The sequence below is a fragment of the Mesorhizobium sp. M1006 genome (assembly GCF_040318825.1).
GTDB lineage: Bacteria > Pseudomonadota > Alphaproteobacteria > Rhizobiales > Rhizobiaceae > Mesorhizobium.
This window is the reverse complement of sequence record NZ_JAMYMZ010000036.1, coordinates 12,647-32,498: the sequence shown is the minus strand read 5'-3', so window position 1 is coordinate 32,498 and position 19,852 is coordinate 12,647. Positions and strand designations below refer to the sequence as shown.

Below are 19,852 nucleotides of genomic sequence, written 5' to 3'. Positions count from 1 at the left end.
GTAGAACTTGTGGAGCTGGACATGTTGCTCGGCCTCTTCGAGCCCCAGCAGCAATTGATCCTCGGGAAGCGTCTCAGCTCTTCGACCGAAGCGGTGACGTTGCAATTCCTTGATGATCTGGACCAGGCGGGCGTTCTCGACGTCGCGTGCCAGGATCATCGCCTTCAGCGCGTCCGGATCGTCGGGAAGCTGGTCTGCAGTCATTGCCATCACCGGCCCGCACAGCGGAATCCAGGCTGATTCACTTCGTCGCGGGTCAGCCTGCCTGGGCTGGAACGCGGGTCCGGCGCGCCCCGTGGACCCGCCGCCAGTCCAGCCCTTCCAATAGCGCCGACAGTTGCGCGGCCGTCAGCCGCATCATGCCGTCATGCACTTTCGGCCAGCGGAACTCCCCATCCTCCAGACGCTTGGCAAGACATTCTGCGAATCGAACCCAAGAGCGCAGCTCGGTTCATCCGCGATCATCAGCAGTTCAAGTAACCCCCACCCTGCGGTCACCTCGCTGGCGTCCACAAGCCGGGCAAGGAAAATGGCGTATCGGCGGGTAATCTTGACCCGACCGCCAGGCTTTCTCGGTGTCAATGACGACGCAATCTTGGTGCACCCCTGTCCAAGCGAGAGGTGTTCATGACGGTGTAAGGTTGAATGTGACTGCCGAGTGGTCGCTAAAGCCATGGCTACGAAATTGATCGTCAACCACCGAATCGATCAGCGATAAAGTCGATGAAGCTTCGCAGCTTCGGCGACATGTAGTGGTCCCGAAGATAGACAATCTGCATGGGCCGGCTCGGGAGTTCATAGTTCGGCAACAACCGGATCAGGCGGCCGGCGGTGACATCCTCGGCTAGCAGAACTTCCGGCTGCATAACGACGCCGAGGCCGTTCAGGGCTGCGACCCGTATCGCCTGACCATTGTTCACCTGGATCATGCCGGAAACGCGAACACGTGAGGTTCCCTCCTCGCCGATCATGCGCCAGGCCGATTCGGCGGAATAACGGAACGCTACACAACGATGGCCCGCAAGGTCCGCGGGGCGGTGCGGCTCACCGTGTTTCGCGATGTAATCCGGCGAGGCGCAGATCATCATCCGATAAGGCATCAGCGGCCGGGCAATCAAACCGGAGTCTGGGAGGGAGCCTATGCGAATCGCTGCCTCGACACCTTCCTCGATCAGATCGACAGTGCGATCGCACAAAGTGATGTCGAGTTCAACTTCAGGATAGCGCGCGGTGTAGTCCCCCAGCACGGGCATCAGGCCCTCCGCGCCAAACGAGACCGGAGCAGTCACGCGCAACCGTCCGCGCGGGACGATATGGTTGGCGAGTGCGTGGGCGTCCACTTCGGCGACCAGCCGGAGGATTTCCAGACAGCGTTCATAATAGACCCGACCAAAATCGGTGAGGCTCTGGCGGCGGGTCGTCCGGTGGACGAGACTCGTGCCCAATCGCTTTTCGAGTGCGTGTAGATGGTTGCCAACCATGGTCGGCGACATGCCGGACGCGGTGGCCGCCGCAGTTAGGTTTCCCTTTTCGACGATCTGCACGAAAACGGACATGCTGCCGTATAGATCCATTAAACAGTCCTGCTTCGTAGTGTTCTCATAATTGGCGATATTATAATGGCTTCATGATTAATCTATTTGTCCATTCAACGGAATGCCTCTCGGCGAGGCCTTCCTGGAGCTGATGAGGCGCATCGCTCTTGAATGGAGACATCGACACATGAGAACGACAGGCGAAACCGAAACGGCAGGCATGAAGCGGTTCGTGTCCAAGATCGCGATCGTAACGGGCGGCGGAACTGGCATGGGCAAGGCGGCGGCGCTGCGGCTTGGCCGGGAGGGCGCCAATGTTGTCGTTGCGGGGCGCCGGATAGGAGAACTCAATCCCGTCGTTGACGAGGTCGTCTCGCAGGGCGGGAAGGCGCTGGCGACACCGGCCGATGATTCCGTTCCCGAGCAGGCCGAGGCGCTTGTCGATAAGGCGCTCGAACCCTTCGGCAGCCTGGATGTCATCTGGAACAATGCCGGCGTGCTGGGCGCCTTCATGCCGGCGCACAAATTGCCGTTCGATGAATTCGACAGGCTGATCTCGATCAACCTTCGCGGCGTGTTCGCCTGCCTAAATACGAGATCGCGGCGATGCTGGATCGCGGCGTTCATGGCGCCATCATCAACACGTCGTCGTGGAGCGCGCATGGCTCGATCCACGGAATTGCAGCCTGTGCCGCGAGCAAAGGCGCGCTCGACGCGATGGCACGAACGGTGGACGTAGAGGTCGGAGACCGGAATATCCGCACCAACAATGTCAGCCCGGCATCATCGCGACGCAATGTGCCGGGCGGCGCTCGGCGACGACGACGCGATGCGGCCGTTCGCGCTACACACACCTGTACGACGTGTTGGTGAATCCAGGGATGTCGCCGATGTCGTCCTCTGGCTGTTGTCCAGCGATGCGCGCTTCGTGACAGGACAAAGCATTCTGGTGGAGGGCGGCTACACGCTTGGAGGCCAGCGTCCTTGGCTGAACAAGGCGATCACTCAGCACGCTTAATCGTTTGTCGCTCGCATCAGGCGCCACGTTGACGGGTTGCCTGTCAATCAAGAAACAAGACGCAGCCTGTTCTGCGAACACACCTGACGTCGGCATGGAGCCGCACGGCACGCACCCAAGAGAGAGACTCATGAAAGCCATTGAACTCACTGAACCTTCGCTTGATGCATTTCGCCCGGTTGTTCTGCCTGATCCCGTGCCAGGTCCGGGTGAGGTACTGATTCGGCTGCGCGCCGCCACCCTGAACTATCTGGATATCGCCATCGCCATCGGCAACTTTCCGGTTCCCCGTTTTCCACTGATCCCGGTGGCCGATGGCGCTGGCGAGGTGGCGGTGGTCGGCACAAATGTCTCCGCCTTCAAGGCCGGGGATCGCGTCATTCCGCATTTCATGCCGCGCTGGCAGGGTGGTCCGATCTCGCCCGCCAATGTCGCCGGCATGCGCGGCATTTCTCTCCCCGGCTCGCTGGCCGAATATGTGGTGATGCCCGAGACCGGCATTGTGGCCTTACCGTCTCATCTGGATTTCGCTCAAGGCGCGGCCCTGCCGATTGCCGGCACGACGGCCTGGAACGCGGTCCGCTCGGCGGAGCTTCGACCAGGTTCGACTGTGGTCATCCTTGGCACGGGCGGCGTCAGCATCTTTGCGCTGCAATTCGCCAAGGCGTCGGGCGCCACAGCGATAGTTACCTCATCGTCCGACGAAAAGCTGGAGCGGGCGAAGCAGCTTGGCGCTGACCTTCTCGTCAACTACCGTTCGACACCGGAATGGGATGACCAAGTGCTGCGACTCACCGATGGACGCGGCGCGGATCTCGTTGTCGATACGGTAGGCGAAGCGACATTCGCCCGGTCCCTGAAAGCAGCAGCCTTCGGCGGCACAGTATTCACCGTCGGTTTTCTTACGGGTACTGCGGCATCCATTGATCTGTTCTCGATCATCGGCAAGGCGCTCAAGGTCGTGGGCAACAATACCGGCTCCGTTGCCGATCTTACCGAGGCCGCACGCGCCATCACCGCGCAGCGCATCGCGCCGGTTCTCGGCCAGACGTTCGACGTCGCCGAAACCAGCGTTGCCTTTTCCAGATTTGCGGCGGGCGGCCAGCATTTCGGCAAGATCGCTATAGTGCAATAGCCGGATTGTCAGGTCATCGGTGTCCGCCTGCCGGTGTCCGGCCTCAACATCCGGACAACAGACATAGGAGATCTGGGTATGCCACGAAATGCGCGATCATTCACAAGGTCGAAAGCGATCGAGGACACCTACGGATTTGCATGTGAAGGGGCGCGCGTTGCCCTGGTTCGGGAGCTGAGTATGCTCCTCAGCGACAGGTATCCGCCCCACGCGCTTACTAGCCCGAGGAACACTGAAAGCAGCGCTACAACAGCTTTTGGCGGCTGGGACTCGATTGCTGCCAGCCCTCGAAACATATCCAAGTCCCGTATGTCGCGATCAAAATGCACCCGACAAGGTTTACGGCAATTCCTATGCGGGCGAGCCGGAATACGACAGTTTGGTCTCTCGGCCACGGGCATTTACAACTGTACGTGGCGAAATGCCGAGGGTGCTTGTCGCCAAACTCGGCCAGGATGGGCACGACTGCGGCGCCAAGGTAATCGCATTGGGACATCTGCTTCGACGACGGCATCGGGCCGTTCTTCCAGACGTCGGACGAGGCGGCAACTCTTTCATCTCGCCGACAGAATGCGCTCGAGTGCTCCAGCGAACTTCAGAATAATGTTTTCGCCTTGGTGGCGTCCGACAATCTGAAGGCTCGGAGACAGAGACGCGGCATCGACGTTGATAGGCATCGCAAGCGCAGGATGTCCGGTGTGATCGAAAAGGCATGTCTGTCTGACCAGTGCCATCGTAAAGTCGTAAGACTTGTCCGAGACTATCAGTTCTTTCGCATCGCGTCGCGGACGTGACACCGAGAGCGTCGGCGTCAGTATGACATCGACCTCCTCCAACAGGCGATTGACCTGGCTGGCAAATCGAACCCTCTTCTCAGATGCATTGACATAATTACCCACCGGCGCGCCTCGAAGAGCCGCAGCAAACCAGCTTTGGGCAATCGTCGGGTAGCTCCCAATATGATCCTTGAAATTGGCGTAGTGGTACGCGGCTCCCTCCACAAAGAAGATGCGTCCGTGCATCTCGGAAATCTCGTCGAGATTGGGAAGTTGAACCTCCTGGCATTCTACCCCATTTGTTTTCAGGAGTTCAAGGATTTGAGCAAAAGCATCCTCTTGCGTCAGCTTCGTGCAGCCAAACGGGATCGAACCCGATCTTTCGTACTGGCGCGTCGTCTCTGCCCTCGTCATCGCGAAGCGCGCCCCATGCTGCGGCCCAAGACACGCGGCAAAGCATTTCGCAATTCGGCAGCGGCTAACTACTCGTCCTCCGAACCTTCGAGTAGGCTTGATTCCAAAGATAATCGGCGCCCTGCCCGGCATAGCTGTTGGCGACGAAGATCGCACGGGTGTCCTGCTTCAGCACCTTTAGCCAGTTGTCGATGGATGGCTGACCTGAATCCTGCCTCGATGCCAAGCCAGGTGCGCAGGATGGCGCTGCCCAACTCCGCTATAATATTTTTCAAACGCGTATTGCTCGTCTCCGAAGCGTTTGCCGACCGTCCGGCCGCACAGCTTCTCATGAGCGGTGGCGTGAATAAGCTCGTGCATGAGGTCTGCAAGTAGGGCTCGTCGGCGACAAGCGCCAATGAACTCAGTGTGAAAGTCCCATTTCACACTGTCGGGCTTTTCCATGGATTCTGACGTCAACTTTTGGGGCGATTGCGGACCGGCCGTCTTAGGCGGGAATACAGGAGAGCGGACATTCAGGTCGTCGCAAACATCGTCGTGGCCTGACCCAGTGCTGTAAGATGACCTGCGATACGAAAGTCTCGACAGGTGGAATGTTGCCACTCAGTCGTCGGTCCCGCGATTTTTCATTTGGCCAAGGATGGCTGCTGTCCTGTTGGACGCGTAATGCTAAACGCGACTATAGGTAAGAAGGCCCTCGGGTGGGGGCGACCGTATGAGGAACTCCGTCATGCACAGACTGCGGAACAAAGCTACGCTGATCACCGGCGGCACCAGCGGCATCGGGCTCGCAACAGCACGCCGCTTTCTCGAGGAAGGTGCTCGCGTTGCGATCACCGGCACCAACGAGGGCCGTCTGGAAGAAGCCCGCAAGACTCTCGGTGACAATGTGCTCATCATCGCTGCCGATGCGGGCAGCGTTGCCGCCCAGGAAGATATCGCCCGACAGCTGGGAGCGGCATTCGGCAAGCTCGATGCTGTCTTCGTCAACGCTGGCATCGTTGACTTGCGTCCGCTTGCCGACTGGAGCGAGGCGGCCTTTGACCGGAGCGTTGCCATCGATCTGAAAGGACCTTACTTCCTGGTCAAGGCCTTGGTCCCGCTCCTTTCGAATCCGGCTTCCATCATTCTCAGCGGCTCCGTCAACGCACACATGGGAATGGCTGGAACGCACGTCTATTCGTTAGCAAAAGCCGGAATGATTTCATTGGCGCGAACGCTCTCTGGTGAGCTGATAGGGCGCGGCATCCGCGCCAATGTGATCAGCCCGGGCCCGATAGACACGCCGCTCAACGACAAGCTTGGTCTGGGTCCGGCGGAAACGAAGGCTCGGGCGAACGCTGTCGTCGGGATGGTCCCGGCAGGCCGCTTTGGGACGGCCGAGGAAATTGCCAATGCGGTGGTGTTTCTGGCGTCCGACGAATGCCGTTTCATGGTCGGTTCTGAAATGCTAATCGATGGCGGCATGAACATCATGTGAGAACTCGGCCCAGCGATGGGTCTCGAACTGCGGCTCACGCCAACTCGGTAGTGGCGAGAGGGCGCCAAGGCAGATCACTTTGTGGGGCAAGGCTTCTCGAACGCCCAGTCTTTCCAGCCTGCCGATCCATCCTGCTGGGCAAGTTCGAGATTGCGCGCGAAGCTGCCATTCGCGCCAACACTGGCACAGTCCGCAAGTGGCGCCACCACGACCTCCAGCGCCGTCGCCTGCGATGTCAGCTTTCAGGAACGGCAAAGCGGATCTGTACGGCGCAAAGCAGCCATGCCGCCGTCGCGTGTGAGACTCTGCTTCGGGTCACAAGCAGAACAGCAGCCCCCTACGGCTCGTCCCTCACATCGCGCAAATTAGACACAACGCGGCGGTTCTGCGACCTGCAGGCGGTGTCGGGGCACTCGCGGACGAGCCTGTCCTTGCCGTAGCCCTTGGCCCACATGCGGTTGCGGTCTATGCCGCCGGCGGCGAGGTAGTCCATCACCGCATCGGCGCGCTGCTGCGACAGCGCCGTTTCCTTTGCGCCGGGATCGTCGGCAAAACCCTGCAGCTTGAGCAGCCAGCGCGGATGCTTTGCCAACCAAGCGATCTGGGTGTCGAGGGTGGCCTTGGCGACGGAATCGAGCGCGGCCGAACCTTGCGTGAAATAGGTGCGGCGGCCGACATTGAGGATAAAATCCTCCTCGCTGCCCGGCTGCACGTTCTGGAAGCCGGCAACCTCGGTGTTGGTGACGTCGGGTGTGGGAGGGGCCAGCGTGTTGCTGGTCGAGCAGGATGCGGCCAGCAGCAGCAGGCCTGCGGCGAGCAGCCGGCGCGTGTTTTCAATGATGCGGTTCATGAGGCGCCAATCATTCGACAGTGGTGGAAGCGGGCGCCTGGTCGGCGATGTGCGGCAGGACCTGCACCGCGGTGCCGATCGGGCAGCGCTGGTAGAGGTCGATGATGTCTTCCGGGAACATGCGGATGCAGCCGCTGGAAGCGTCGGTGCCGATGCTCCATGGCTCCAGCGTGCCATGCAGGCGGTAGCCGGTGTCGGCGCCGTCGCGGTGCAGATAGAGCGCGCGCGGCCCGAGCGGATTGTTGGACGCGCCGCCTGCGATCATGTCCGGTAGCTCCGGCCTGCGCTTGCGCATTTCGGGAGGCGGGACCCAGTCCGGCCACAGCGCGCGGCGGTCGATCGTCGCGCGGCCGTACCATTTGAAGCCGTCCTTGCCGACGCCGACGCCGTAGCGGATGGCGGTCTTGTTTTCCATGATGACGTAGAGGAAATGGTGGCGGGTATCGACCACGACGGTGCCGACCGGCTCGCTACTGAAATACTTGACGATCTGGCGATGCCATCTCTTGTCGATCTTGGCGAAGTTGGTCTTGCGATAGACAAAATTGTTGTCGCTGGCGGTACCGGCGAAAAAGGATTTTGCCGCCGCTGCTTGAGCAATATTGCCGGTTGCACCCATCGCGACCAGCGCCAGGCCGCCGAGCAGGACACCCCTGCGTGATAAAACCATCGGCAATATTCCCCCTCATGCCAAAAGCCTGGCGGACCATAGTTGAGAATTACTTCGCCTCAAAGTGGAAAATGCTGCGTTGCTTCAGTCCGCCGTGTCCGGACATTCGTCATTGCCGGGTTCGGGCGGGTAGACCGGTGATCGGCAGATTGCTCGACGAGCGTGGATACAGGTGGGTTGCGGTCGACCTCGACGCCAAAAATGTAGAGCGGTCCCGGAAAGAACGTCTACCGGTCTTTTCGGCAACGCTTCGCAGGAGGAGATGGTGGCCGCCGCGAAAATTGACAGCGCAAAGGCCCTGGTGATCACTCTGGACGACCCCCGAGGCAGCCAAATCGGACCTTGCGGCGCTGAGACGCAAACTGCCCGACCTCCCGTCAGATGCGATGGCGGAGCGCCTCAACGATCACCGCCATCGCAGGCGAGAGCTGTCGCCTGCTCGGGTAGTAGAGGTGATAGCCCGCAAACGGCGGACTCCAGTCGTCAAGCACGAGCCTAAGGCATCCCTTGGCGATGTGCTGGCTGACGAGGTTTTCCGGGACATAGGCGATCCCGAAACCGCTTATCGCAGCCTCGATCATGGGAATGGACGAATTGAAGGTGAGTTGGCCTTCCACCCGCACACGAAGGTCGCGGCCATCCCTGGCGAATTCCCAGGCATATAATCCGCCGAACGTCGCCTGCCGCATACTGATGCAGTCATGGTCGACCAGATCCTGGGGTGCGGTCGGAACCGGATGGCGAGAAAAGTACTCGGGAGAAGCCACGGCCACGAGCCGCCAATCCGGCCCGATGCGCACTGCGATCATATCCCTGTCGATGCTCTCACCAAGCCGCACGCCTGCGTCGAAGCGCTCTTCCACAATGTTCTTCAAGCCGTTGTCGCTGTAGAGCTCGACGCACACGTCAGGATAGTCGCCGAGCAAGGGCTGCAGCTTCGGCCAGACGGTCGTCTGGAGCGCATGGTCGGACAGCGTGATACGGACCGTTCCGGAGGGTTTGTCGCGAAAGGCCACCAGGCTTGCGAGGTCGGCTTCGATTTCCTCGAAGCGGGGAACAAGAGATTGGAAAAGTCGCTCGCCGGCCTCGGTCGGTGCGACGCTCCGCGTCGTACGTGTCAGCAGGCGGACGCCAAGACGAGCTTCAAGCTCCTTGATTGTCGAACTCAGGGTCGACTGCGAGGTTCCGAGCCTGGCCGCCGCCTTGGTGAAGCTGCGCTCCCGCGCGACCGCCACGAACCATAGCAGATCCTTCATGCCATCGCGCTGCATAGGGCACCTCCGGTCGGACATTTATATCATGAGCAGATAAGTCCATGCGAATTACTTGGTCTAATAGAATGGGTTCCTCTGCAATATCTTCCGGCATGGCGACGGGGATGGGCGGCTGATCCGCCCCAGTCGCCTTGCAAGGATGCCAATCATGGAGACGACCTACGACACAAGGCTTGTCGAAGACCGCGCCGCATGGGGCGCGGTGTTGTCGATGGCGCTGTGTGTTTTCGTGCTCATCGCGTCGGAATTCATGCCGGTCAGCCTGCTGTCGCCGCTAGCGGCCGATCTCGGCATCACCGAGGGCCGCACGGGACAGGCGATCTCGATTTCGGGCGCTTTCGCCGTCGTGACCAGCCTGCTGGTCGCCGGCCTCACGCGCCGGATCGACCGCCGACTGGTCGTGACCGGCTTTACCCTTTTCCTGATCGTGTCCGGGCTCGCTGTCACCTTCGCGCCGAACTACGCGTTCCTCATGGTCGGCCGGGCGCTGCTCGGCATTGCGATCGGCGGGTTCTGGTCGATGTCGACCGCGATCGTCATGCGCCTCGTGCCGCAAGACATGGTTCCGAAGGGTCTCGCCATGCTAAACGCTGGCAATGCCATTGCGGCCACCATCGCCGCGCCGCTGGGCAGTTTTCTTGGCGCCTATGTCGGCTGGCGCGGCGCTTTCTTCCTCTTCGTGCCGCTTGGGCTCCTGGCGCTGGTCTGGCAGTGGACAAGCCTGCCGGGGCTGCCCCCGCGCCGGAGGAAGCGTCCTGGCAATCCGCTGGCGCTCCTCGGCCGTCTTCCTGTCGCCACCGGCATGGCGTCAATCATGATGCTGTTCATGGGTCAGTTCGCGCTCTTCACCTATCTGAGGCCCTTCCTCGCGAGCGTCACCCGGCTCGACATCGCTGCCCTCTCGGCGGTCCTGCTGGCGATGGGGCTGGCGGGGGTGCTCGGCACATGGTGCGTCGGCCGGCTTTTGCGCACGCGCCTGTTCGGCATCCTCGTCGTCATCCCGCTGGTCATGGCTGCGCTGGCCGCTGCGCTCATCGCCCTCGGTGCCTTGCCGGTTCCCACAGCGCTGCTGCTCGTTGCCTGGGGCTTCTTCGGCACGGCCGCGCCCGTTGGCTGGGGCACGTGGCTCAGCAGGACGTTGCCGGACGACGCAGAGGCCGGCGGCGGGCTGCAGGTGGCGGTTATCCAGCTCGCCATTACAGGCGGCGCCGCGATCGGCGGCACGCTCTTCGATACGATCGGCTGGTGGGGTGCATTCACTTTCGGCGCGGTGCTGCTCTGCGGATCGGCGCTCGCCGCCTTTGCCGCATCGCATATGGCCCGGAGGTCTTTGCCATGACCATCGAGCGTGCGCCGCTTAGCCGCCGGACATTGCTCGGCGCCGCGCTCGCGGTGGCGGCCCTGCCTCGCGCAGCCGCCGGCCAAGAAGGCGAAGCCTCAGTCAGCCAGGAGCCCACTGACATGAAGATCAGGATGATTTTCAACGGCCGCACCATGACCGCCACGCTCTACGACAATCCGTCGGCGCGCGACTTCTTCTCCATGCTGCCGCTCGACCTCAAGATCGAGGACTACGCGCATAACGAGAAGATCGCCTATCTGCCGCGCAAGCTGACTGAGGAGGGAAGCGGTCCGTTCGCCAACGAGCAGGCCTATGACCTGTGTTATTTCATGCCCTGGGGCAACCTGGCCATGTTCTACGCCGACTATCGCCATCCCGGGCTGATCAGGCTCGGCCGCTTCGACGAGGGCGAGCAGGCCCTGCACACTCGCGGCGAGTTCCCGCTTCGCATCGAACGCATTTGAGGACACAAGGACATCACCATGGACATTCTTCGCGCTGGCACGAGGCCTTCCGGCAAGGGGCCACCTGACTGGTTCACCGGCACGGTGCGGATCGATCCGCTCTTCAATCCCTTCGATGCCGGGCGGGTCCAAGGCGCACAGGTGACCTTCGAGCCCGGCGCCCGCACCGCCTGGCACACGCATCCGCTCGGCCAGACGCTGATCGTCGTCTCCGGCCTTGGCCGCGTGCAGCGCGAGGGTGGCCCGGTCGAAGAAATCCGGCCGGGGGACGTCGTCTGGTTCGCGCCCGGCGAAAAGCACTGGCACGGCGCGTCGCCTCAGACCGCCATGACCCACATTGCCCTCCAGGAGGTCAAAGACGGCAAGGTCGTGGACTGGCTGGAACATGTCAGCGACGCCGACTACGGCGCCTGATCTTCTCCACTCGAAAGGAACCAAAATGCTCGCAACTGTTCTTCACAAACCGGGCGACATCCGCTGCGAGGAAATCGCCGATCCGAAAATCATGCAGCCAAAGGACGCCATCATCAAGCTCTCGGCAAGCTGCATCTGCGGCTCGGACCTGTGGCCCTATCGCGGGCTGCAGCCGGTCGACGGCCCGATGCATATGGGCCACGAATATTGTGGCATCGTCGTCGAGGTCGGCGCAGAGGTGCGCACGGTCCGTCCCGGCCAGTTCGTCGTCGGCTCGTTCTGTCTCTCCGACAATACCTGCCCGCACTGCCGCTTCGGCTTCCAGTCGTCCTGCGTGCAACGCGAATTCATGACGGGCGCGCAGGCGCCTTACGCCCGCGTGCCCTTGGCGGATGGCACACTGGTCGCCACCGCCGAGGTGCCGCCGGCCGAACTCATCCCCGACCTGCTGGCCGTGTCCGATGTGCTCGGCACTGGCTGGTATGCGGCCGACGCAGCCGAGGTCCGAGAAGGATCGACAGTGGTGGTGGTCGGCGACGGTGCGGTCGGCCTGATGGGCGTGCTTGCGGCCAAGGAGATGGGCGCCGAGCGCATCATCGCAATGAGCCGGCACGTCAGCCGCCAAAAACTCGCCCGCGAGTTTGGCGCCACCGACATTGTGGCCGAGCGTGGCGAGGAAGGCGTCGCGCGCATCAAGGAGCTCACCAAGGACGTCGGCGCGGACTCCGTCCTGGAATGCGTCGGCACGGCGGAATCCTTCGACCAGGCGCTGGCCTGCTCTCGCCCCGGCGGCACCATCGGCTATGTCGGGGTGCCGCACGGCGTGAGCTTCGACGGCCAAAAACTATTCTTCGGCCAGAAGCGCATGTTGGGCGGCCCGGCGCCGGTGCGCCGCTTCCTGCCCGACCTTATGGACCGTGTGCTGCAAGGTCGGATCAAGCCCGGCAAGGTCTTCGACCTCAAGCTGCCGTTGGCCGAGGTCGCTGAAGGCTACCGCGCCATGGACGAGCGGCGCGCCATCAAGGTCATGCTTTCGGTGTGAGCGAAGATTGGGCGGACGGCCTGTTCGCACCCACAAATCAGAAAAGGAACAACGCATATGACGACGAGATTGAAGATCGCCGCCCTCGCGTTTTCAGTTATCACGCCGGCTTTCGCCCAAGAGTCCCCGATCATTGGCGCATGGCGCATGAGGTCGCTCGAAGCCGGTGCCGATGGAAACCTCAAGCCCGTGCCATATTCCGGCCAGCTCATCTTCACCGAGGCCGGCACCCTCTCGGTGCAGGCCCAGAACCCCGACGCCAAGGCGCCGGACACGCCTTACACAGCGAATGGCTACGAAGCCTATTACGGGCCGGTCGCCATCAACGACCAGGACAAGACCTTCGTCATCACGATCGAGTCCTCCCTGGTCCGCAACCTTGTCGGGAAGAGCATGAAACGCAAATTCGAAGTCTCGGGCAACAAACTGGTCCTCACCCCGGACAATCCGGCCGAAGGCTGGCGCGTAACCTACGAACGTTACTGATCGGAACAGCCCGACTGTCAACATGTCACCGGTGGCCACAATGGCGCGGACTTCAGACCGAAATGGCGCGACAGCGGAACTGGTGCCAATCATGGCGGCTGTCTTCGCCGGCTTCCTCCTGATCGGCTTGGCGCTACCCGTCCTGCCGCTGCATCTTCACCAGCAGCTCGGCTTCGGCCCCTTCGCAGTCGGGCTGGTGACGGGCAGCCAGTTCGTCGCCTCGATGCTGTCGCGCATTGGAGCCGGAAATTATGCCGATGGGCGCGGCGGCAAGCGGGCCGTCGTCGTCGGCCTCATTGCCGCTGCCCTGGCGGGGTTCATTTACCTCGGCTCGCTGGCATTGCTCGACCGGCCGGTAGCGTCCGCATCGGCGCTCTTCGCCGGCCGGGCGGTACTGGGCGCGTCTGAGAGCTTCATCATCACCGGCGGCGTCGCCTGGGGCCTTTCCCTTGCGGGCGGACAGAACTCCGGAAAGGTCATAGCCTGGGTGGGCATGGCGATGTTTGCGGCGCTCGCGCTAGGCGCGCCGATCGGATCTGCGCTTTACGCGGCGAGCGGCTTCGCCGCGATCGCACTCGCGACGGTCGGCCTGCCGCTTGCGACGCTGCTTGCCATCCTGCCTATGCGCGGCACCAGCCTCGCCGCGAGCGCCGCGCGACAGTCATGGGCGAGCGTGGCGCAAGCGGTCTGGCTTCCCGGCGTCGGAGCTGCTTTCAGCAGCCTTGGCTATGGCGCGATCCTGTCCTTTGGCGCGCTGCTCTTTGCCGAACGCGACTGGCAGCCGGTTTGGCTTCCCTTCACCGCTTATGCCGCGTCGCTGATCGCGGCAAGGCTGTGCTTCGGCCACCTGCCTGACCGGTTGGGGGGCGCGCGCGTCGCTGTGATCTTCATGGCGGTCGAGGCGGCAGGGCTGATGCTGATCTGGCTTGCGCCCGGGCCTGTTCTCGCCGCCATCGGAGCGGGCCTGACTGGCCTTGGCTACTCGCTGGTGTATCCCGGTTTCGGTGCCGAGGCCGTAGGCCGTCTTCCGCAACGCAGCCGCGGCCTGGCCATGGGACTCTACACCGTCTTCCTCGACGTGGCGCTCGGCTTCGGCAGCCCGGCGCTCGGCTTGGTCGCCGCGTCGGCCGGCCTGCAATTCGTCTTCGTCGTCGTCGCGACGGCGACGCTTCCGGCGTTGGGCATCGCTCTGCTGCTGGGTCGCCGTAACGCTCCACTATAGCTAGTCTGTGCTCGAGATGTCGCGCAACCACGATCGCCCACTTCGGGCGACGTCTGCTTCCGGGCAATGGCAAGACCGACGTCTACGGCCGACATTGGCGCATTCCGCATCGACGACTTGGGGCCGAAAAGGAGACGTTCAGGTACTGGACAATGCACCCTCCTAAGGAGACAGTCCTCGATAGGCCTTGCGTCATAGGATCGTCACCCGCACTGGGCGAAACCGTTTGCGCGTTTGGTGCTTGCCATAGCTGGTCGGGATTTTTCCCCGAGACGCCTGAACGATTTATGAAATTTCTTTTTGCAGCGATCGCCGCGTTTCCGAGAATTCTAAACGGCCTCCCGCGAATGGATTTTACACTAGATTCGAGTCATAGTTTCGTAGGCGCGCCGTGACTGGCGCAGATCGGACGAATATAAAGCTACAGATTGTTTGCATTCGCGCGAAGTTCACAAATCGAGTTATAACTTGATTTTCTAGCAATCATACACGCTAATGGATATATGGCTTCCTTGGGTCCCCATCGGGCGATTAGAAGGAAGAGAGCGAAAGCATAACTTAATGGCACTCAGAAGCGCAGATATTTTGTTTAAGGATGAATCCGCCGGCACGTTGGTCGAAACGGCCAACGGCGGAACGCGCTTCGACTATCATGCAGACTGGAATAAAGGCGGTATCGCCTGCTGCTTCCCCTCCACGCAACGCGAACATGAATGGAAGGTCGGCCCGCATCCGTTCTTCCAGCACCTCGGGGCGGAAGGATGGCTACGCAAACAACAGGCGCGTTCGGCACATGTCGTTGAAGAAGACGACCTTGGGCTGCTCCTTCGTTACGGCGCAGACTGCATCGGGGCCGTCACCATCCGGCCGCCGGACGATGCCGCACAGCTCCCGGAAATCACCGAAGCCACGCCCAGCCCCGGACGCACGGTTTCAGGTGTGCAGAAGAAACTGCTTGTCACCAAGGACGATGAGAACAGGTTTGTTCCCGCGAGTGCGACGGGATCAGCGCCCTATATCGCTAAATTCAATTCCGACCGGATAAACAACCTCGTTCGGAATGAACTCCTGAGCCTGCGATGGACCGCCGCCGTCCTTGGCGAAAGGGAAGTGACCGCGTTCACGACTTCACTCGTCGCGGCTGTTGACGAAACGGCGCTCATTGTTACCCGCTTCGACCGGAAACCGAACGGTGAGAAACTGCGCCTCGAAGACTCTGCGCAGATCCTCCGCAAGCCCAAGGGGCAGGACTACGCAGGTAAGTATGATGCGGCCTACGAGGATATTGCCGCGATCATTCGCCAGCACTCATCGCGCGCGCCAATCGACCTCTTGCGGTTTTTCAACCGCCTGATCGTCTTCACCCTGATTGGGAATTGCGATGCCCACCTGAAAAACTTCTCCCTTCTGGAAACGCCGACGGGCTTACGGCTATCCCCCGCCTATGATGTGGTGAACACCGCATTTTATGACGGGTTCGACCAGACATTGGCGCTGTCAATCGGCGGTGGGAAAATCCATCTGGAAGCGGCCAACCAGGCGATTTTCCGTGCCTTCGGCAAGGAAATCGGCCTGCCGGATAGGGCCATCGACCAGACATTCAGACAGCTAAAGCGGCAGGTGGAGAAAGCTGCATCCATTATCCGTCCGCCCGTCGCGGAGCCGCCGGACGGCTTCGCGCATAGATTCAAAGAGATCGTGGACAATTCATGCCTGAGAATACTGGAAACATAGCCTCGCTCGCGTGGCAACGGTACGTGGAAGAAACCTTGCGCCGTCGCAAGGCGGAAGGTCTTACACAAAAAGGTCATTCGGCTTTGGCGGGTGTCAGCCATCCGACAATGGCTGCGTTCGAGCGTGGTGAAACGACCCTGACACTGGCGAAAGCGCTAGATATCCTGCGCGTCGTGGGTTTGGTGGACGAGCCTACCGAGGGGGACACGCAAGCCCAGTTCGTGCGCGATGCATTTGAGCGTTGGCGTAATCTGGTTGCTCCGCTCCCCCAGGATTCGCCTGCGCGGTTTCCAAATGGCTGGTATCGGTTCGACTACTGGCTTGAGGGCGATCTCAAGATGCCGGAGCTGACCGCCTTTGAACGCATTCTTGAAAAGGCCGTGGTTCGGAAAACGGGCTGGCCGCCGTTCTGGCTTCCGACACGAGAGGCTATTCAGCCGCGTGAAGTTGATGGACTGATTGAATGTTGGCTTGCACCGCAAGGCGAGGAAGTCGAGCGCGGGTTTAATGATCCTGCGCATTGCGATTTCTGGCGTGCGGCACCTTCGGGGCGCATGTTCCTGATCCGCGGTTATCAGGAAGACGGTGCCGAGACATTCCCCGCTGGAACGATCCTCGACACGACGCTTCCGCTATGGCGGATGGGTGAGGTTCTGTTGCACGCGGAAAAGCTTGCATCGCTCCTTCGCAAAGATGCCGATGCGGCCGTGACGGTTCATTTCCGCGCCATGTTCACGGGCCTGCGCGGTCGTGTGTTGCGCTCCTGGGCTAACCCGCTCAGTGATCTGCTTGTCGAAGGTCATGCGGCGCGAAGCGATGAAGCCGTGCTGGAGGCAAAGTTTTCTGCAAACGATATCGAGAGCCGATTGGCCGAATGCATGCTCCCGTTGTTGACGTCGCTCTACGAGAGGTTTGGCCTGCCAGGGCTTTCGCTCAACCGCGTCGAGGCGGAAGTGCAACGCTTGTTGAATAGCCGCCTCAGCAAAGAACGTCGTCCGCGCCGCTAGGGTGACCGCAAACCGCTTGAGATGGCGCAAAGACCACAATCTACGGACTCGGCCACGACAGCATGAAGGGACCCATCAAGCGGAGAGCTACTTAAGCTGGTACCCGACGCCGACAGGCCCGCCTGATTCGAACGCCTACACTGAAATTCTCATTTGGCGTTCGGATGTCAGCTTTTAGAAGGCGCTTGGCGCAACGTAGACGACCGACCTCAGACGCAGAGCAGACGGTCGTGTTTCCAACCCGGAGCGACAAGAGCTGACCTTTGGTCGGCGCAAGTGTTGTCCTGGCGTGACCCAATGCGGTCTTCCGTTGCGAGCGTCGCTTGCTGGAGCTGGGTTAAGTCGGCCGGAGGCCAATGGTATTTTCAATGGAATGCTAATACACATGGAAACCCAACGAGCAGCGCCTGCCAGATACTTGAGGAATGCCATGCGAAGGCTCATCTTCACGGCGATGTGTATCGCCGCCGCAACAGCCGCTAACGCCCATGATTGGTACGAAGACAAGATTGACCCACAGACCAAATTCAAGTGCTGCGGCGGTTCAGATTGCCGCGCCATACCTCGGTCTTCGGTGCGGTCCAGGGTGGACGGCGGGTACACTTATTTGCCGCATAATTTCACCATCCCACGGGACCGGGTACAGGAATCCCCTGACGGGCAATACCATATCTGCGAAAATAAATATGTTGTAACCAACCAGCTGTATTGGCGTTGCTTCTTCGCACCTCGTGTCGATGTGTCTATACTTCTAAAGCATTAACCGCGCGTCGCTTCCGCAACTTACATAAGCAAGGCGCTAGTCCATTAACTCTGTTGGACTTTCTTCAAAATTGCCGAAGCTCAAGCGGTGCGCGACTGCCCCAAGGATTTCATTGGATACGTCGTGGCTATCGAGAGCCTGCGCCCCTGGGCGTAACTCCATGGGCGCTGCCGCGGGTGACTTCTGGGCGCGCTCCGCAATTCGGTGACAGTCCAGATTTGATCGTGTCGGCGCGGCCGTGGTTGTGTAGATTGGCTGCGTGGCCCGCCTTGCCCGCATTGTCGTTCCAAGTCCGCTCGCCACGTGACGCAAACGCGGTAACGGCTGGCGATTTCGACCACGATGGACAGCCAAGCGATAGGGGATAACTGGCGCGAGATCATCAGCACGGTTCATGCGGGCGCGGCATTCGCCGGATGAGGCAGCTGCGGCTGCAGTCTCGAATTTGACGCATCAGCACTTGCAAATCGTCAGCCGAGGTCTTTTGCTCGCGCGATAGTTGCCCTTGACCGTTGAATGGTTGGCGAACAGATGAACAAAATCGATCGACGGCGGCCAGAATCAGAAACGGACGCCACCGTAAATGCTGCAAGACTCGGAACTCGGCTGCGCCTCGCCCGCCAGACACGCGGCATGACGCTGAAGACGCTGGCCGCGGCTGCGAATTGCTCGGAAAGCCTGCTGTCCAAGATCGAGAACGGCAAGGCTTCGCCATCCCTGCCCATGCTTCACCGTCTGGTCGAGGTTCTCGACACCAACATCGGCTGGATGTTCGAGCAAGTCGACGACGACGAGGCGATCGTATTCCGGGCGGGCGCAAGGCCTTTGATCGCGCTCGACGCGCTACGGCGTGGCGAAGGAATTTCGCTCGAACGCATCATCCCGTATTCGCCTGGCCACCTCTTGCAATGCAACATCCATCACATCGAGGCAGAGGGCTCGAGCGAAGGTCCGATCCAGCATGCCGGCGAGGAAGTCGGCTACGTGCTCGCCGGGCGGGTCGAACTGATCGTCGACGGCAAGCGCCATGCTCTCGCCACGGGTGATGCCTTCGTGTTCAGGTCGGAGCTGCCGCATCATTACCGCAACATCGGCGAGGAACGCGCTAGCATTTTCTGGGTCAACACGCCGGCGACTTTCTGAGCAACGCTGTGCGTTCATTTGGATTGACAAATATTCAAGTCTCTTGAATGCTTGCCTCGTGCCTGTAGCACCAACGGGACCAGCCGAGGTCTGGTCCGCAAGCAAGGGGAACCGAAATGCGTCTGTTCAAACTTCTCGCCGGCTGTGCCGCCGTCATTGCCATGGGCTCGGCAGCCATGGGATCGGCGCTTGCCGATACGTTCGCTCTCGTCAACATCAACCAGCAGGCCCTGTTCTTCAACCAGATCAACGAGGGCGCGCAAAAGGCAGCCGACGCCGCTGGCGCCAAGCTGGTCATTTTCAACGCCAACAATGTGCCGAGCGCGCAGAACGACGCGATCGAGAACTACATTACGCAGAAAGTCGACGGCATCATTCTGGTCGCCATCGACGTCAACGGCGTCAAGCCTGCGATCACTGCAGCCAAGGCGGCCGGCATTCCCGTCATAGCCATCGACGCGCAGATCCCCGACGGCGACAATATTTCGTTCATCGGCGTCGACAACACCAAGGCCGGCGAGGACATCGGCAAATTCTACGCCGACTATGTGAAGACCGATATGGCCGGCAAGGCCAAGATCGGCATCGTCGGCGCACTCAATTCATTCATCCAGAACCAGCGCCTCGACGGCTTCAAGAAGGCGGTGACCGAAAGCGGCCAGGCCGTCACCTTTCTCGACACAGTCGACGGCCAGAACGTTCAGGAGACCGCGTTGAGCGCTTCGGAAAACCTGATGACCGCCAATCCGGACATGAACTCGCTCTATGCGACCGGAGAGCCGGCCTTGCTCGGCGCCGTTTCGGCGGTGACCAGCCAGGGCCGCACCGGCGACGTCAAGGTGTTCGGCTGGGATCTGACCAAGCAGGCCGTTCAGGGCATCGACGACGGCTGGGTGGTGGCGGTCGTGCAGCAGGATCCGGCCGGCGAAGGCAAGGCCGCGGTCGAAGCGCTGGGCAAGCTCAAGAAGGGCGAGAAAATCGACCCGATCATCAATATCCCGGTGACGATCGTGACCAAGAAGAATGTCGACCAATATCGCGCGATGTTCAAGTAAACTGCGTCGGCGACCGAGCCGCGGCGCC

22 protein-coding genes and 2 pseudogenes are annotated in these 19,852 nt (G+C 61.0%); 16 read left to right on the top strand and 8 right to left on the bottom strand.

The genetic code is table 11. From position 1 onward, the window contains the following. Positions 1 to 24: 24 nt before the first annotated feature. The 3 genes and pseudogenes from NKH60_RS25895 to NKH60_RS25885 all read right to left on the bottom strand — a co-directional run. A pseudogene (locus NKH60_RS25895) lies at positions 25 to 210 on the bottom strand (transposase domain-containing protein); the annotation flags it as partial. 46 nt (positions 211 to 256) lie between these two features. Beyond that, complete coding sequence (gene tnpB / locus NKH60_RS25890) at positions 257 to 403, bottom strand: IS66 family insertion sequence element accessory protein TnpB (protein WP_352873869.1); 147 nt, start codon at positions 401 to 403, stop codon at positions 257 to 259. Between the two features lie 289 nt (positions 404 to 692). After that, on the bottom strand, positions 693 to 1,574 hold the full coding sequence (locus NKH60_RS25885; RefSeq protein WP_352873846.1) for a LysR family transcriptional regulator: 882 nt from the start codon (positions 1,572 to 1,574) through the stop codon (positions 693 to 695). A gap of 82 nt (positions 1,575 to 1,656) precedes the next feature. On the opposite strand from NKH60_RS25885, the gene NKH60_RS25880 reads away from it, so the two are divergent. The 5 genes and pseudogenes from NKH60_RS25880 to NKH60_RS35205 all read left to right on the top strand — a co-directional run. After that, a complete protein-coding gene (locus NKH60_RS25880) occupies positions 1,657 to 2,274 on the top strand; it encodes an SDR family NAD(P)-dependent oxidoreductase (protein WP_502907780.1) in 618 nt (205 codons plus the stop codon). After that, positions 2,169 to 2,408 carry an SDR family oxidoreductase gene (locus tag NKH60_RS25875; RefSeq protein ID WP_352873867.1) on the top strand — a complete coding sequence of 80 codons (240 nt, stop codon included), beginning with the start codon at positions 2,169 to 2,171 and terminating at the stop codon, positions 2,406 to 2,408. Before NKH60_RS25880 ends, NKH60_RS25875 begins: the two co-directional genes overlap by 106 nt. Then, a complete protein-coding gene (locus NKH60_RS25870) occupies positions 2,305 to 2,553 on the top strand; it encodes an SDR family oxidoreductase (protein WP_352873842.1) in 249 nt (82 codons plus the stop codon). Before NKH60_RS25875 ends, NKH60_RS25870 begins: the two co-directional genes overlap by 104 nt. Before the next feature lie 130 nt (positions 2,554 to 2,683). Then, complete coding sequence (locus tag NKH60_RS25865; RefSeq protein ID WP_352873840.1) at positions 2,684 to 3,688, top strand: zinc-dependent alcohol dehydrogenase family protein; 1,005 nt, start codon at positions 2,684 to 2,686, stop codon at positions 3,686 to 3,688. A gap of 334 nt (positions 3,689 to 4,022) precedes the next feature. Beyond that, a pseudogene (locus tag NKH60_RS35205) lies at positions 4,023 to 4,245 on the top strand (methylmalonyl-CoA mutase); the annotation flags it as partial. Here NKH60_RS35205 and NKH60_RS25860 read toward each other — a convergent pair. Then, positions 4,243 to 4,878 (bottom strand): amidase family protein, encoded by a 636-nt coding sequence (locus NKH60_RS25860; RefSeq protein WP_352873838.1) that lies wholly within the window; start codon positions 4,876 to 4,878, stop codon positions 4,243 to 4,245. The pseudogene NKH60_RS35205 and the gene NKH60_RS25860 sit on opposite strands and share 3 nt — an antisense overlap. A gap of 177 nt (positions 4,879 to 5,055) precedes the next feature. After that, positions 5,056 to 5,322, bottom strand: coding sequence for a zincin-like metallopeptidase domain-containing protein (locus tag NKH60_RS25855; RefSeq protein WP_352873836.1), 267 nt, complete (start codon positions 5,320 to 5,322; stop codon positions 5,056 to 5,058). A gap of 286 nt (positions 5,323 to 5,608) precedes the next feature. Between NKH60_RS25855 and NKH60_RS25850 the strand changes: the two genes are divergently transcribed. Beyond that, positions 5,609 to 6,358 (top strand): SDR family oxidoreductase, encoded by a 750-nt coding sequence (locus NKH60_RS25850; protein WP_352503435.1) that lies wholly within the window; start codon positions 5,609 to 5,611, stop codon positions 6,356 to 6,358. Between the two features lie 337 nt (positions 6,359 to 6,695). Here NKH60_RS25850 and NKH60_RS25845 read toward each other — a convergent pair whose 3' ends face one another. The 3 genes from NKH60_RS25845 to NKH60_RS25835 form a co-directional block, all read right to left on the bottom strand. After that, positions 6,696 to 7,208 carry an OmpA family protein gene (locus NKH60_RS25845; protein ID WP_352474289.1) on the bottom strand — a complete coding sequence of 171 codons (513 nt, stop codon included), beginning with the start codon at positions 7,206 to 7,208 and terminating at the stop codon, positions 6,696 to 6,698. 10 nt (positions 7,209 to 7,218) lie between these two features. Further along, positions 7,219 to 7,878 carry a L,D-transpeptidase gene (locus NKH60_RS25840; RefSeq protein WP_352850667.1) on the bottom strand — a complete coding sequence of 220 codons (660 nt, stop codon included), beginning with the start codon at positions 7,876 to 7,878 and terminating at the stop codon, positions 7,219 to 7,221. A 377-nt stretch (positions 7,879 to 8,255) separates the two neighbouring features. Continuing rightward, complete coding sequence (locus NKH60_RS25835) at positions 8,256 to 9,149, bottom strand: LysR family transcriptional regulator (RefSeq protein ID WP_352873833.1); 894 nt, start codon at positions 9,147 to 9,149, stop codon at positions 8,256 to 8,258. A 151-nt stretch (positions 9,150 to 9,300) separates the two neighbouring features. On the opposite strand from NKH60_RS25835, the gene NKH60_RS25830 reads away from it, so the two are divergent. The 10 genes from NKH60_RS25830 to NKH60_RS25785 all read left to right on the top strand — a co-directional run bounded on the left by NKH60_RS25830 (position 9,301) and on the right by NKH60_RS25785 (position 19,824). Further along, positions 9,301 to 10,491, top strand: coding sequence for an MFS transporter (locus NKH60_RS25830; protein ID WP_352873831.1), 1,191 nt, complete (start codon positions 9,301 to 9,303; stop codon positions 10,489 to 10,491). Continuing rightward, entirely contained in the window at positions 10,488 to 10,958 is a 471-nt protein-coding gene (locus NKH60_RS25825) for a cyclophilin-like fold protein (protein ID WP_352873829.1), read from the top strand. Before NKH60_RS25830 ends, NKH60_RS25825 begins: the two co-directional genes overlap by 4 nt. Positions 10,959 to 10,976: 18 nt before the next feature. Then, positions 10,977 to 11,372: a (R)-mandelonitrile lyase gene (locus NKH60_RS25820; protein WP_352491966.1), complete on the top strand. Its 396-nt coding sequence runs from the start codon at positions 10,977 to 10,979 to the stop codon at positions 11,370 to 11,372. A 25-nt stretch (positions 11,373 to 11,397) separates the two neighbouring features. After that, the gene (locus NKH60_RS25815) at positions 11,398 to 12,414 is read left to right on the top strand and encodes a zinc-dependent alcohol dehydrogenase family protein (protein ID WP_352873827.1); all 1,017 of its coding nucleotides are present in this window, start codon (positions 11,398 to 11,400) and stop codon (positions 12,412 to 12,414) included. 69 nt (positions 12,415 to 12,483) lie between these two features. Continuing rightward, positions 12,484 to 12,900 carry a lipocalin-like domain-containing protein gene (locus NKH60_RS25810; RefSeq protein ID WP_352873825.1) on the top strand — a complete coding sequence of 139 codons (417 nt, stop codon included), beginning with the start codon at positions 12,484 to 12,486 and terminating at the stop codon, positions 12,898 to 12,900. A 22-nt stretch (positions 12,901 to 12,922) separates the two neighbouring features. After that, positions 12,923 to 14,122 (top strand): arabinose transporter, encoded by a 1,200-nt coding sequence (locus tag NKH60_RS25805; RefSeq protein WP_352873823.1) that lies wholly within the window; start codon positions 12,923 to 12,925, stop codon positions 14,120 to 14,122. Positions 14,123 to 14,683: 561 nt separating this feature from the next. Further along, entirely contained in the window at positions 14,684 to 15,856 is a 1,173-nt protein-coding gene (locus tag NKH60_RS25800; protein ID WP_352873821.1) for a type II toxin-antitoxin system HipA family toxin, read from the top strand. Beyond that, positions 15,832 to 16,863: a helix-turn-helix domain-containing protein gene (locus tag NKH60_RS25795; protein ID WP_352873819.1), complete on the top strand. Its 1,032-nt coding sequence runs from the start codon at positions 15,832 to 15,834 to the stop codon at positions 16,861 to 16,863. Before NKH60_RS25800 ends, NKH60_RS25795 begins: the two co-directional genes overlap by 25 nt. Before the next feature lie 1,294 nt (positions 16,864 to 18,157). Beyond that, complete coding sequence (locus NKH60_RS25790) at positions 18,158 to 18,769, top strand: cupin domain-containing protein (RefSeq protein WP_352685658.1); 612 nt, start codon at positions 18,158 to 18,160, stop codon at positions 18,767 to 18,769. Positions 18,770 to 18,885: 116 nt separating this feature from the next. Then, on the top strand, positions 18,886 to 19,824 hold the full coding sequence (locus NKH60_RS25785; protein WP_352873817.1) for an ABC transporter substrate-binding protein: 939 nt from the start codon (positions 18,886 to 18,888) through the stop codon (positions 19,822 to 19,824). The last annotated feature ends 28 nt before the right edge of the window (positions 19,825 to 19,852 follow it).

Coding starts and splice junctions, on each gene's coding strand:
- NKH60_RS25825 (WP_352873829.1), top strand. CDS start 10,488: ATGACCATCGAGCGTGCGCCGCTTAGCCGCCGGACATTGCTCGGCGCC.
- NKH60_RS25795 (WP_352873819.1), top strand. CDS start 15,832: ATGCCTGAGAATACTGGAAACATAGCCTCGCTCGCGTGGCAACGGTAC.
- NKH60_RS25790 (WP_352685658.1), top strand. CDS start 18,158: ATGAACAAAATCGATCGACGGCGGCCAGAATCAGAAACGGACGCCACC.
- NKH60_RS25850 (WP_352503435.1), top strand. CDS start 5,609: ATGCACAGACTGCGGAACAAAGCTACGCTGATCACCGGCGGCACCAGC.
- NKH60_RS25785 (WP_352873817.1), top strand. CDS start 18,886: ATGCGTCTGTTCAAACTTCTCGCCGGCTGTGCCGCCGTCATTGCCATG.
- NKH60_RS25885 (WP_352873846.1), bottom strand. CDS start 1,574: ATGGATCTATACGGCAGCATGTCCGTTTTCGTGCAGATCGTCGAAAAG.
- NKH60_RS25835 (WP_352873833.1), bottom strand. CDS start 9,149: ATGCAGCGCGATGGCATGAAGGATCTGCTATGGTTCGTGGCGGTCGCG.
- NKH60_RS25800 (WP_352873821.1), top strand. CDS start 14,684: ATGGCACTCAGAAGCGCAGATATTTTGTTTAAGGATGAATCCGCCGGC.
- NKH60_RS25870 (WP_352873842.1), top strand. CDS start 2,305: ATGTCAGCCCGGCATCATCGCGACGCAATGTGCCGGGCGGCGCTCGGC.
- NKH60_RS25855 (WP_352873836.1), bottom strand. CDS start 5,322: ATGGAAAAGCCCGACAGTGTGAAATGGGACTTTCACACTGAGTTCATT.
- NKH60_RS25865 (WP_352873840.1), top strand. CDS start 2,684: ATGAAAGCCATTGAACTCACTGAACCTTCGCTTGATGCATTTCGCCCG.
- NKH60_RS25815 (WP_352873827.1), top strand. CDS start 11,398: ATGCTCGCAACTGTTCTTCACAAACCGGGCGACATCCGCTGCGAGGAA.
- NKH60_RS25845 (WP_352474289.1), bottom strand. CDS start 7,208: ATGAACCGCATCATTGAAAACACGCGCCGGCTGCTCGCCGCAGGCCTG.
- NKH60_RS25880 (WP_502907780.1), top strand. CDS start 1,657: ATGCCTCTCGGCGAGGCCTTCCTGGAGCTGATGAGGCGCATCGCTCTT.
- NKH60_RS25840 (WP_352850667.1), bottom strand. CDS start 7,878: ATGGTTTTATCACGCAGGGGTGTCCTGCTCGGCGGCCTGGCGCTGGTC.
- NKH60_RS25820 (WP_352491966.1), top strand. CDS start 10,977: ATGGACATTCTTCGCGCTGGCACGAGGCCTTCCGGCAAGGGGCCACCT.
- NKH60_RS25830 (WP_352873831.1), top strand. CDS start 9,301: ATGGAGACGACCTACGACACAAGGCTTGTCGAAGACCGCGCCGCATGG.
- NKH60_RS25860 (WP_352873838.1), bottom strand. CDS start 4,878: ATGACGAGGGCAGAGACGACGCGCCAGTACGAAAGATCGGGTTCGATC.
- NKH60_RS25805 (WP_352873823.1), top strand. CDS start 12,923: ATGTCACCGGTGGCCACAATGGCGCGGACTTCAGACCGAAATGGCGCG.